The organism is Blastococcus colisei, from assembly GCF_006717095.1.
GTDB classification, from domain to species: domain Bacteria; phylum Actinomycetota; class Actinomycetes; order Mycobacteriales; family Geodermatophilaceae; genus Blastococcus_B; species Blastococcus_B colisei.
The window spans coordinates 520,755-532,435 of record NZ_VFQE01000001.1 but is presented as its reverse complement, the minus strand read 5'-3'; the positions used below and the strand labels follow the sequence as shown (position 1 = coordinate 532,435).

Sequence of the window (11,681 nt, the reverse complement as noted above, 5' to 3'; positions counted from 1 at the left end):
ACCCGCGGCAGGGGCTCGGAAAGGTTGGTCTCTTCGTTTTGTGATCAAGGTCGCCAGACGGATCCGGCGCTAGCTAGGTGGTCGCTCGCCAGGCAGTGGCGATGCTGGTCGCTCCGGTGCGTCGGTGCGTCGGTGCGTCGGTGCGTCGGTGCGTCGGTGCGTCGGTGCGTCGGTGCGTCGGTGCGTCGGTGCGTCGGTGGAGGCTGATGTGCGGTGTTGCGCAGGGTGGCCAGGACCTGGGCGGCAAGCCGCGGTTCGGCATTGGCCGTGCTCTTCGGCAAGGTCACGCGGCGGACCCAGTGCAGCCGGTCATCGGCCCGCTCGACCATTCCCTTTGAGACGACGAGGATCCCATGGGGGTGAGCATCTGGCCGTTCGATGATGCGGGACCCGCGCCGCGATCTCTGCAATCCGGGCGTGTACGACATCATCGGTGACCCATTCCTGGTGATCGCCACCAACGCTTGCTTCAGGCGCTGTACTTCGTCCTCGGGGGCGCGCTCGGCAGGCGGGTGCACCTGGGCTACGGACTGGCCGCCATCCTGGGCTTCATCGGCGTCAACCTGGTTCTCCAATGTGCACACGGGGTATGGCCCGGGCACGCGGGAGATTCCCACCTTGCTGTCCCTTGCGGTCACGTGTTGGGGTCCCCGAGCACCAGACCGGGCACGTGGCGCATCCCGGCGGGATCCCGCGTCCCTCGGCAAGGATGAGCGGGAGACCTCCCCGCGGAGTTCGGGCGGTTGAGATTCCGACCCCGGTCGCGGGAACCTCGCGGGGTTCTTGTCGTAAACGGGAACGGCAGGACGGGAGAAGGCTAGGTGGGCGTCGAAGGGGACGGCGGACGGTTCACGCGGATTCTCTCGCCGGTGCAGAGGTTCCTGCACGCTGAGGCTTCCGGCGGCCTGGTCCTCCTAGTGGCCACCGCGGCCGCCCTTATCTGGGCCAACAGCGCGGCGGGCGAGGGTTACGACTCCTTTTGGCACCGGGAGCTGACCATCGGCGCCGCGCCCTTCGCGATCACTGAGGACCTGCAGCACTGGGTCAACGACCTGCTCATGGCGCTGTTCTTCTTCGTCGTCGGCTTGGAGATCAAGCGCGAACTCGTTGTTGGGGAGTTGCGCGACCGGCGCGCGGCAGCCCTGCCCGCCGTGGCCGCGCTCGGCGGTGTGCTTCTCCCGGCTGCGCTGTTCCTCGCCGTGGTCGGCGGCGGGCCGGCGCGGGCGGGATGGGGCATCCCGATGGCGACCGCATCGCCTTCGCGGTCGGCATCATGGCGCTGCTGGGCGACCGCGTGCCGGCGAGCGCGAAGCTCTTCCTGCTGTCCGTCGCGATCGTCGACGACATCATCGCCATCACGGTCATCGCGGTGTTCTACTCCGACGACATCGCCCTGGGCTGGCTCGGCGCCGCCGCGCTCACTCTGGCATTGGTCACCGCAGCCTGGCGCGCCGGCCTGGCCCGGTGGTGGATCCAGGTCCCGCTCGCCGGTGTCGCCTGGGTCGCTGTCTTCAACTCGGGGGTGCACGCGACCATCGCGGGGGTTGCCCTCGGACTGCTGGTTCCGGCCCGGCCGGTCGACGGGCGGGAGGTCCTTGTCGCGGTCGAGCACCGGCTGCACCCGGTCACCGCCTACGTCATCGTCCCGCTGTTCGCCCTCGCCAACGCCGGGGTGGACCTCGGCGGCGGCGTGCTCGGAGAAGCGGTGGGCAGCCGTCTCGCGTGGGCGATCGTCGCCGGGCTCGTTGTCGGCAAGGTCCTCGGCATAGCCGGTGCGGCCCACCTAGCCGTGCGAGCCCGCTGGGGAACGCTTCCGGCAGGCGCGGGGTTCCGGACGGTCTGGGGGGTTGCCGCTCTCGGCGGGATCGGATTCACCGTGTCGCTGTTCATCGCCGGACTCGCCTACGACGACGCTCTGTTGGTGAACCAGGCCAAGATCGGCATCCTCGCGGGATCGGCCGTCGCCGGTGCCCTCGGTGCCTTCATCCTGGTCGGCCGCGGAGGCCACGGTGGTAACCGGCAGCTCGACCGCCCCGGCGGGGCCCCGGAGAGCAGCTGAAACGCCGGCAGTGCCCGGATCGGCCGTTGTGGATCACTGCGAGGAGAAGGTCGGGCAAGGTCGGTCTGGAGGGCAATCGGATCATCCGGGCAGGATCCCGCCGACACAGGTGCCATCCGATCAGGGAGGGCCCGGCGGCACTCCGGTGGCCCCGCCACGGGTCGCTGGACCGGCTACGGCCCGGCGGGTCGGTTCGGCGGCTTGACCTGGCGTGAAGAGGCCGAGCAGTTCGTCGATCTCGTGGTCGGCGGTCGTGGGGTGGCGGAAGGGTTGGTGCGGCCGGAGGGCGTAGTGCGTGCGGCGGCCACGGCGGGCACGAACCAGGTATCCCTCGGCCTCGAGGTCGCGCAAGATCGACAGCGTGGCGCGTTCGGTGATGCGGACCCGCGCCGCAATCTCCGCAACCCGGGCGTCGGGGTCGGCGGCGACGGCTAGGGCGTGTCTCCTAAGTTGAGCGTGGTGGGGCTGATTTGCTGCGGATATGTCTCGCGATCGAGTGCTGACCGACGCTCAGTGGGAGCGGATTGAGGCGTTGATGCCGTCCTCGGACGGCGTGAGATCGCGGCCCTTCCGCGATCACCGCCAGGTCGTGGAAGGGGTGATCTACCGGTTCCGGACTGGGGTCGCGTGGCGTGATCTGCCCGCCTCGTTCGGCCCGTGGCAGACCGTGTGGAAGCGGCACCACCGGTTCAGCACCGATGGCACGTGGGACAAGATCCACGCCCGGCTGCTCGCCGAAGCGCAGGCCGCGGGAGACATCGACTGGATGGTCAGCGTGGACTCCACCATCAACCGGGCCCATCAGCACGCGACCAACGCCAGTCGGGTGGAGGAGCCCGCCGGCCGTCGTCCGGTGCGCCACACAGGGGGCTGAGCCGAGTTACAAGAACCCGTGGGAAGAACCGCCCGATCATGCGATCGGACGCTCCCGGGGCGGCCTGTCCACCAAGATTCACCAGCTCGTCGACGGCCGCGGTAGACCGCTGGTCATCGCGCTGACACCCGGGCAGGCCGGCGACTCCCCGATGCTGCAGCCGCTGCTGGCTCAACTCGCGGTGCGCCGACTGGGGCCAGGCCGACCACGCACCCGCCCCACAGCGCTGATCGGCGACAAGGCCTACTCCTCTCGCGCCACCAGGACCATGCTTCGCGAGCGCGGTATCACCGCGGTGATCCCGCAACCGTCTGACCAGGTCAGACATCGCGCTCGCCGCGGCTCGGCCGGTGGCCGACCACCGGCCTTCGACCCGATCACCTACAAGGGCCGCAACGTCATCGAGCGCTCGTTCAACGACCACAAGCAATGGCGTGGCATCGCCACCCGCTACGACAGGCTCGCCACCGTCTACCGAGGAGCCGTCGTCCTCCGGGCCATCACCATGTGGCTAACGACTTAGGAGACGCGCCCTAGCTGTGATGCCCTGCCAGGTTGTTCAACCTGGTGATGGGTGGCGCCTTCCCGACCGCTGAGTGGGGCCGGTGGTGGTTGTACTGGTGGACCCATGCTGGCAGAGCCGCGAGCCGAGCTGACTCGGAGTTGTAGAACTTCTTGAATGCCCAGCCCTCGGTGAGTGTTCGGTGGAAGCGCTCGATCTTGCCGTTGGTCTGTGGGCGGTAGGGCCGTGTCTTCTTCGGCGTGATGCCCAGCTCGGCGCAGGTGTCGCGCCACAGGAAGGAGCGGTAGGCGCCGCCGTTGTCGCTGAGCACCCGGTGCACGGTGACACCTCGTTCAGCGAACCAGGCGACGGCGTTGCGCAGCACGGCGACCGAGGTCTCCTTGGTCTCGTCGTCGCGCGCCTCGACGTAGGCGACCCGGGAGTGGTCGTCGATGACGGTGTGCAGGTAGCACGTGCCGATCAACGGCTGGCGGTACTTGCTCCTGGGTGCACCGGTGCGGGCCACGGTCCTCGCGCGGTTCCTGAACCCCTGTTCCCGGCCGGTGTAGCGCCACCCGCCACCATCGGGGACCCTGCCGAGCTTCTTCACGTCGACGTGGATCAGGTCGCCGGGGCGCTCGTGCTCGTAGCGTCTGATCGCCTCGCCGGTCGCGCGGTCGATGTGGGTGAGCCGGTTGATCCGGCAGCGAACCAGGACCGCATGCACGGTCGAGGAGGCCATGCCGAGCCGGTCGCCGATCTCTACCGGTCCCAGCCGCTGCTTCCACCGCAGGTGCACGATCTTGCGGACCACCGGGGCCGGCGTCCGGTTCGGCTGACGATGCGGCGCCGAGGAACGGTCGAACATCCCCGCGGGCCCCTCGTCGCGGTAGCGCTCGGCCCACTTCTGCGCGGTGCGCCACGAGACGTCGTAACGCTCGGCTGCGCGGGCGGGGGGCCAGCCGTGGTCGATCACCAGCTGACCAAGACGGAGTCGCGCACGAGGCGTCAGGGCAGCGTTGACATGGGTAGCGTGGGCCACGAAGGCCTCCTCTGGTGGCGGAGCGGTTCCTCAACAGCTCCACTCCACACCGGGAGGCCTTCGCCCATCTACACGTCAGACGCTGTGATCGCAGGTCCTCGACCAACGTGCCTGGTCATCACAGCTAGCAGCACGTGGCCGTGGTTGGTCAGGAACGTCCAGGACCGACGGCGGTCCTCAGGCATGTGTTCCCCCTTCGCCGTGGTCCCTCGACGTCGATAGCTGAAGTGTGCTTCACTCGTGTGCAGGAGGGGAGTATCCCCAGCGACGCTTCTGCCGTCAGTACGGTCCCGCCGGAGGGACTCGGCGTAGCGGGCGCCCGGCGACCGCGCCGAGGTGCCGGGAGAGACCTCAGGTCAGCAGTACCGACCGAGGCAGGAGTCTCCGCATGGATGTCCCGTTGTGGTTGTGGTTGGCCGTGCTCGGCGGCATCGTCGCCATGCTCGCCGTGGACCTGTTCGCGCATCGCAAAGCCCACGTCATCGGCGTGCGCGAGGCCGCGGTGTGGTCGGCGATCTGGGTGGCCATCGGGCTCGCGTTCGGGGCCTATATCTGGTCCGCCTACGGCGCCGAGTTCGGCCAGCAGTACTTCGCCGGCTATGTGATCGAGAAATCGCTGGCGGTCGACAACGTCTTCGTCTGGGCGATCATCTTCACCTACTTCGCCGTTCCCCGGGAGTACCAGCACCGAGTGCTGTTCTTCGGGGTCCTCGGCGCGCTGATCTTCCGCGGCATCTTCATCGCCGGCGGGTCGGTGCTCATCGCCAGCTTCAGCTGGATCCTCTACATCTTCGCCGCGTTCCTACTGTGGACCGGGTACAAGATGATCCGCCAGCGCAACGAGCACCTCGACCCGGAGAAGTCGAAGGCGCTGCGGCTGTTCCGCCGCTACGTCCCGACCACCGACGCCTACCACGGGCAGCGCTTCCTCATCCGCCGCAACGGCCTCCTGATGGCCACCCCGCTGCTGGCGGTGCTGGTCCTGGTCGAGATCACCGACGTCATCTTCGCCGTCGACTCGATCCCGGCGATCTTCGCGGTCACCGACGAGCCGTTCCTCGTCTTCACCGCCAACGCGTTCGCCATCCTGGGACTGCGGGCGATGTACTTCCTGCTCGCCGACCTCATCCACCGCTTCATCTACCTGAAGATCGGCCTGGCCCTGGTGCTGATCTGGGTCGGCATCAAGATGATGCTCAAGGTCGACCTCTTCTACATCCCGACCACCATCAGCCTCGCCGTGATCACCACGATCATCGGGATCTCGATCTACCTGAGTCTCCGGGCCACCCGCGGACAGGGGCGGAAGGCGTTCCAGGCACCGGTCACGCCCCCGTTCCGCGTCGCGACCGACGAGGAGATCGCCGCGCTCCAGCCGGTCTGGGGTCGTGCGTCGCAGCGGCAGGCGCCTGGGGACACCGAGCGCGAGCCGGACGCCAGGCGGCGGAGGTGACACGGGCCATCCCGGGGCCGGTGGCCGCGGTCGTCACCGACGATCTGGAGGCGGTACGCGCCGTTCGACACGCCGTCCGCCTGGCGCGCGACTGGGACCGGCCCCTTCTGCTCCTCGTCCCTCTGCCTGGTACCGGGCTGTCTCTGGACCCAGCGCTGCACGAGGTCGCACGCCGGCGCCGCGAGCGCGATGCGGCAGCGGTGCTCGGCCGGATCACCCCCGCCCTCGGCGGGCGGCCGGCGCCCGCGCACGTGGTCACCTACCGCCCAGTCCGTGCCCGGACGCCGGCCCTCACCGCGGCACTGCGAGCCGCGCGACGGGCCGGCGCCGAGGTCGTCGTCTGCGGCCCCCGCGCCGCGGGCCGGACGGGCACCCGAGGGTTGGTTCTGCTCGACCCGGTCACCGGGCTAGCGGCGAGCGGCCAGCCTGCGCCGTCGCCGTCCGAGGGCGTCGGGGAGCATGTTCCCCGCTGACCCGCCACGCAGGCTACCGAGGCCCTGCGGCGAACGTGGCTCCCCGCCGCGGCGGCCGCATGGGCCCTTCGGCAGGGCGTCGACCTAGTCATCGGGTCAACGGCAGCGGTCAGCTCAGCAAGGAGCGCGGCGGCCTTCTCCGCTTCCTGCCTCGCCTGCTTGGCGCGGGTCAGGGCATGGGGGGAACCGCCCGGCCCCTCCGCCGCTGCCGCGACGAGGGCGGCGGCGGCCTGGTCCAGGGGCGGCCCGGCAACGGCGACTGCGGCGGGTCGCCGTCCAGCCGGGGGACCACGGCTGCCTTGGCGACCCGCTTCCGGGCCAGCCCTGTCGACTTGGCCACCTTTACTCTCCCGGCCGGTGGTCAGGGCGGCAACTGTCGTGGTCATCGTGGGTTCTCCTTCGATGTTTCTGTGGGGTGGCGGTGCTCTCGGTGGGGTGCTGGTGGCGGCCATGTCGCGCTCTCCCCGCTCAGGTGGTGGCAAGAGACGCGGGCACCGGCGGTCGGCCCGGCCGGTCCGGCTGGCGGGGCGGCGTCCCCGTCCCCCGTGCGGCGTTCTCGGTGCTCTCGGCGCCGTCGAGGTGGTCGAGGATGCGGCGGGCGGCGGCGGTCACCGTCGCGGCGGCGGCGCGGACGATGTCGGTGTCCCCGGCTGACCAGGCGGCGACGTAGGGGACGGTGTAGGCGCCGGCGTCCAGCCCGGCCCAGGCGGTGACGATGTAGGCGATCGACCCGGCTTCGGCCTCGGCCCGCCCGCGGCACCCCCGGTAGTCGAAGTCGTCGGCGGTGTGCCCGCACTCGATGTGCGCCAGTTCGTGAGCGAGGGTCTTGACCGCCTGCGCCTCGGGGACGTCCGGGCGCACGCGGACGGTGCGGGCGGCCGGGTCGGTGAGGCCGTTGGCCTGCTCGCAGGCCTCGCGGACGAGCGTGTAGCCGTGGCCGGCGACCTGGGTGGCCAGCGCGTCCCACAGGGCGGCGGGGGCGTCACCGGTGAGCAGCTCGGGGACGATGTCGGGCAGCGGGTCGCCGTCGGTCTGGGAGATGTCGAAGACGTGCGCGACCCGGAACCCGCGCAGCACCCGCGCCCCGGCACGCTGGTCGGCGTCCCCGCCGGCCGGCTCCCTCGCCGTGCCCGTCGCCGTCGCGGCGGCGGGTGCCGCCTGGCCGGGGTCGGTGTTCTTGGGGGTGTAGGTGCACGGCGCCAGGACCGCGAGCCCGGTGGACCCCTTGACCACGCTGCGGCCCAGCGCCTTCCAGGTGCCGAACCCGGCAACCCGGGTCGGGCTGATGCCCAGCCGCGCGGCCTGCAGCTCGATCAGCATCTGGTTGTTGAGGCTGTAGGTGTGGAACTTCGCGGCGGCATCGAGCATCGCCCGCCACTGCGGATCGGCGGTCAGCTGCTCGACCTGCTCGCCGATCTGGTCGTGCAGGGCGGCGATCTTCGCTGCGCGCGCGGCGTCGGCGGCTTCCCGTTGCGGCTCGCTGAGGCGGGCGCGCCTACCCCGCTCGTCCTTGCCGGTGCGGCTGCTACTGGTTGTGCTGTTGGTGCTGGTCATCTGGACCCTCCCGGAACTGGAGCCGAAGCCGGTACGGAAGGGACTGCGGAACAGGTGTCCTGCCACCCATTCCCCCGGCCCGTCCGGCACAGAGCTCTGCTCAGGGGCCGGGAGCGACGGCGGGGGACGACCGGACCAAGACTGCTTCCGCAGCGCAGCGCCCGAAGGGCGGAAGGATCTTGGTCCGGTCGGGAGGAGACGGCGCGGGAGGCCCTTACGCTGAGCTGCCGGACGGGTCGGGGGACCAGCAAGGACAGCCCGCCGCAGGCGGACGGTGACGACGGCGCAGCCGGCGCCGCGCGCAGCGTGGCCCGATGTGTGCTCCTGGCCCACCCCACCGGCCCCGGCGCGACGACGGCGACGGCGCGCCCACCGGTCAGCGAGCCCCATCACCCGACACGTCGCGGAGAGACCAGAGGGACCGGCCACGGGCACTGCCGTCCCGCCGGGCCCCGGGTGCGGTGTCGTGCGCCATGAGTCGAGCGTGGCCAGGCCAGCGCCCGCCCGATGGTGTCGGTCCCGATGTTGTGGACAGGAGCCATCGTCCACAGGGACCGGTTGCGCGGGAGCGTCCCGATGCCCGGGCCTGCACCGGCTGGCTGCAGGACAACAGGAGGAGAACCGGAGGAAGGCCATCCGCAGAACGTGGTTCCCAAGCGCGGGCGGCGCAGGCCGGTCAGGGACAGGGCCGCGGAGCGACAACCGGGGATCAACCGGAGACGAACAGGAGGCGGTCCGGGGAGACCCCCTGATCGGGACGGGGCCGAACCCGGCCGTAGTACCGGGAGGCTGTCCACCGGCCGGTCTCCGTCGCTAGCAGGTGCCCCCCACCGGTGGCCGTACAGGGGAAGAACCGGAGCCCGTCAGAAAAGGCTGGCTGTGAGGTGTCACCAGCGGGCCCGAAATGGCGCCTTCTGTGGTGAAGGCACCGCCACCGACGACTTCCGGGGAGCCAGCCATGCCCGACCCCACCGCCGGCCACGAGCCGGAGCTGCTGACCATCACCGAGGCCGCCGACGTGCTGCGCGCGCCGGTGGCCACTCTCCGGTACTGGCGACACCTCGGCACCGGCCCGAACAGCTTCCGGCTCGGCCGGCGCGTCCTCTACCGCCGCGTCGACCTGCGCGCCTGGATCGACGCACAAGCTGACCAGTCCCCCCGCCGATAGCCCCGCGCCCGGCGGAGGGCGGCTGGGCGGGGCGCGAAGCCGCGTCGGACTCCCGGCAGACGGTGCGGCCGTGTGGCCAGCCCTGTCTGTGGACGACGACGGCCGTGCACAGAAGCCGGCCGGGACAGGCTCCGGCGGCGCCGGAACGGCGACGCTCGCATCACCGAGAGGAGCAGCGATGGGATGGATGGGCCCGGTCGTGGGCGGCCAGGAGCACGAGGGCTGGGTGGTGCCGCTGTTCGCCGACGGCGCGCAAGGCGCCGGCACCACCAGCGCCCGCGGGGTGCTGATCGCCCGCCGGCCCGACGACGGGCCCTGCGACGGCGACCGGGTCCGGCTGACCTACCGCAACGGTGCCACCGCCGAGGGCGTCTGGTCCGACGGCACGGTCATCGGCGATGACGGGATCATGCCCGCCGACGCCGGCGACCCGGTGCACTGCGAGGTGATCGAGGAGGCCGACCAGTGGCGTCCGGACGCGGAGGTGGTCGGCTGGGTCGCCGGCTGCACCTGTGGCTGGCGCGGCATCCCCTGGGCCCGCGTGACCGCATGGGAGCTGGCCGACCCGGCGGCGCGGCAGCTGGTCGTTGCCGGTCCGTGGGCCGACCTGGAGGCCGCCGACGAGACGCAGGTCATCGCCGAGTGGCGCCGGCACATCGCCGGATGGCAAGCCCTCGAGGACGTCGAGGCGGCCGCCGCCGGGCAGGCCGCCGCCGCCCGCGCGCTGGACGAGGCGGTGCGCGCCGCCGTCGCGGCCGGGGCCTCGTGGGCCGACATCGGCCGGGTCACCGGCCTGACCGGCCGGTCGGCGGCCGAGCGGTGGTCCCCCCGTGGCTGAGCAGCCGACCGGCCAGCCCGGACCGAACGAGCAAATCCCGTCAAGGGCGGCGCATCCCGCTCGTCGTCGACCTCGACGGCGAGCCGCTGGCCCCGCTGCGCGCCCTGGAAGAGATCCTGCTGCGCCTGGGCACGTGGGAGGACGACGACCAGCAGGATCCGGGCACCGAGACCGAGCCGCTGCGATTGCCGGCGCCACTGGCCAACCGGGTCGCCCTCGCCGCTGTCCAGCGCCTGCTAAGCGCCCTGGCGCCCACCCAGTCCCGGCCACCACGGTGCGGCCGGCTGCTCGCCCCGGACGGCCGCTACGAGTACGCGCTCACCCTGCCCGGCGCCGGAGTCGACGGTGACCGCCCGTCCTGGTCACGCCACTCGCCGGCCGAGGTTGGCGCGGATGTCGGCGGCCACGTCCGAGAGATGCCGGTAGGTGTCGGTGGGCAGCCGCCAGCCGATTCCCGCCTCGGCGAGGACGTCGTTCCCCGCTCGGGTGGACAGTGCGGCTTGCTCGGCATCCCGGGAGATCTTGTTGAGTCGCCAGCTGGGCGAGGCGGGCATGCGGTCGATCTCGGACAGTTCGCGGTGGCGTGCGCGCACGGCGTGCTCGCGCCAGCTGTTTATCATGCTGCTGGCGCCGTCCGGGCAGCAGGAGCTCTCCGGGCAGACCAGCGTGGCCCGTAGCAGCCGGTTCTCGAGCAGCTTCTGGCCATGGCTGCGGTCGAGGCTGCGGCCGAAGGCGGTGAAGTACACGTTGGCCTCGCCGCCGCCCGTGCGGGGCTTGTCGCTGGGACGCCTGCGGGCCAGCAACTGGGGAAAGTGGCCGGCCTCGCCGTGCCCGGGACCGGTCTCGTAGCCGGCGGCTCCCACGCCGGTAAGGGCTGCACCGTAGAGGCCTTGGCGCCAGGACAGCACCCGCCGTCCGGCGGCGGCGTGCTGGGTGGCGGTCATCAGCGTGGCGATGGCGTCGTAGCTGGCGGTCCGCTGCTTGGACCAGGACATCGACAGCGCCACGTAGCGGGTGTTCATCTCATCAGCGGTAGCGAGGAACGGGTCCAGCCCGGCCGGCCAGGTGGACTGGGGGCCGAACTGGTGCAGGGACGCGGCGAAGACCGGCGCGACGGGCAGGTCGATGTCTTCGCGCTCCAGATAGCGGGCGGTCCGGATCAACAGGCTGCGGTTGACCTCCAGCCAGGCGCTGTTTCGCCGGTCGACGTAGACGTAGGGCGGAATGAGCACCGTAGCGCCCTGCTCGCGCTGGAAGCCGATTACCTGGTCGACCAGTTCGTCCTGCAGTTCGTGGTGGCCGAGGTCTGCCGGGGTCAGCTTGTCTGCGGTGGCGTACGGCAGTCGCGCCCAGCCATTGCTCGGCGACTGCTGATCGGCCAGCAGCGGGGTGAGCGGGTCGACCAAGAACGGCACCCCGGCTGCATCCGCAGTCTCCCGGAGGCCCGGCCGCTCCATCGCCACCTGCGCATCGGCAACCACCCCGGTGAGCGGCAGCTCCCGCAGGGGCCACAGTCCGCTGGCGGCCGGGGCGCACAGATCCTTGACGAGCAGGTGGTCACCGCGACCGGCCCTGATCAACAGATCCATCGGTGAGTCTCCTACCACAGAGTTACCGAACTGTGACGCTTGCGGGGTGAACCTTAGCACGAACTTGACGATGTACCTAGCGGCGAACGGTGAGGATGTATAGCGTCTACCTCGCAGGCCGAACGGACC

Annotated in this window: 9 protein-coding genes and 2 pseudogenes; 7 read left to right on the top strand and 4 right to left on the bottom strand. The window is 71.1% G+C overall.

All coding sequences use genetic code 11. The features are described from left to right. Window positions 1–44 precede the first annotated feature (44 nt). A complete protein-coding gene (locus tag FHU33_RS24770; RefSeq protein WP_170182298.1) occupies window positions 45–575 on the bottom strand; it encodes a hypothetical protein in 531 nt (176 codons plus the stop codon). A gap of 246 nt (window positions 576–821) precedes the next feature. Between FHU33_RS24770 and nhaA the strand changes: the two are divergent. The 3 genes and pseudogenes from nhaA (at window position 822) to FHU33_RS02495 (ending at window position 3,456) form a co-directional block, all read left to right on the top strand. Further along, window positions 822–2,059 (top strand): annotated as a pseudogene (gene nhaA, locus FHU33_RS02505) (Na+/H+ antiporter NhaA). A gap of 201 nt (window positions 2,060–2,260) precedes the next feature. Further along, window positions 2,261–2,494 carry a hypothetical protein gene (locus FHU33_RS24765; RefSeq protein WP_158544625.1) on the top strand — a complete coding sequence of 78 codons (234 nt, stop codon included), beginning with the start codon at window positions 2,261–2,263 and terminating at the stop codon, window positions 2,492–2,494. Window positions 2,495–2,540: 46 nt separating this feature from the next. Continuing rightward, window positions 2,541–3,456: pseudogene (locus FHU33_RS02495) on the top strand (IS5 family transposase). A gap of 10 nt (window positions 3,457–3,466) precedes the next feature. On the opposite strand, the gene FHU33_RS02490 reads toward FHU33_RS02495, so the two are convergent. Beyond that, window positions 3,467–4,477: an IS481 family transposase gene (locus FHU33_RS02490; protein WP_142023917.1), complete on the bottom strand. Its 1,011-nt coding sequence runs from the start codon at window positions 4,475–4,477 to the stop codon at window positions 3,467–3,469. Window positions 4,478–4,865: 388 nt separating this feature from the next. Between FHU33_RS02490 and FHU33_RS02485 the strand changes: the two genes are divergently transcribed. Next, entirely contained in the window at window positions 4,866–5,930 is a 1,065-nt protein-coding gene (locus tag FHU33_RS02485) for a TerC family protein (RefSeq protein ID WP_142023916.1), read from the top strand. Then, a complete protein-coding gene (locus FHU33_RS02480; RefSeq protein ID WP_142023915.1) occupies window positions 5,927–6,403 on the top strand; it encodes a universal stress protein in 477 nt (158 codons plus the stop codon). Before FHU33_RS02485 ends, FHU33_RS02480 begins: the two co-directional genes overlap by 4 nt. A 468-nt stretch (window positions 6,404–6,871) precedes the next feature. Here the strand turns inward: FHU33_RS02480 and FHU33_RS02470 are convergent, their stop codons facing one another. Beyond that, on the bottom strand, window positions 6,872–7,957 hold the full coding sequence (locus tag FHU33_RS02470) for an ArdC-like ssDNA-binding domain-containing protein (protein ID WP_113810712.1): 1,086 nt from the start codon (window positions 7,955–7,957) through the stop codon (window positions 6,872–6,874). Window positions 7,958–8,915: 958 nt separating this feature from the next. On the opposite strand from FHU33_RS02470, the gene FHU33_RS02465 reads away from it, so the two are divergent. Together FHU33_RS02465 and FHU33_RS02460 are read left to right on the top strand one after the other, a co-directional pair. Next, window positions 8,916–9,125: a helix-turn-helix transcriptional regulator gene (locus FHU33_RS02465; protein ID WP_113810713.1), complete on the top strand. Its 210-nt coding sequence runs from the start codon at window positions 8,916–8,918 to the stop codon at window positions 9,123–9,125. Window positions 9,126–9,303: 178 nt separating this feature from the next. Then, window positions 9,304–9,963 carry a hypothetical protein gene (locus FHU33_RS02460; protein WP_113810714.1) on the top strand — a complete coding sequence of 220 codons (660 nt, stop codon included), beginning with the start codon at window positions 9,304–9,306 and terminating at the stop codon, window positions 9,961–9,963. Window positions 9,964–10,325: 362 nt separating this feature from the next. Here FHU33_RS02460 and FHU33_RS02450 read toward each other — a convergent pair whose 3' ends face one another. Further along, complete coding sequence (locus FHU33_RS02450; protein WP_142023914.1) at window positions 10,326–11,552, bottom strand: hypothetical protein; 1,227 nt, start codon at window positions 11,550–11,552, stop codon at window positions 10,326–10,328. Between the last annotated feature and the right edge of the window lie 129 nt (window positions 11,553–11,681).

Coding starts and splice junctions, on each gene's coding strand:
- FHU33_RS02450 (WP_142023914.1), bottom strand. CDS start 11,552: ATGGATCTGTTGATCAGGGCCGGTCGCGGTGACCACCTGCTCGTCAAG.
- FHU33_RS02460 (WP_113810714.1), top strand. CDS start 9,304: ATGGGATGGATGGGCCCGGTCGTGGGCGGCCAGGAGCACGAGGGCTGG.
- FHU33_RS02485 (WP_142023916.1), top strand. CDS start 4,866: ATGGATGTCCCGTTGTGGTTGTGGTTGGCCGTGCTCGGCGGCATCGTC.
- FHU33_RS02470 (WP_113810712.1), bottom strand. CDS start 7,957: ATGACCAGCACCAACAGCACAACCAGTAGCAGCCGCACCGGCAAGGAC.
- FHU33_RS02465 (WP_113810713.1), top strand. CDS start 8,916: ATGCCCGACCCCACCGCCGGCCACGAGCCGGAGCTGCTGACCATCACC.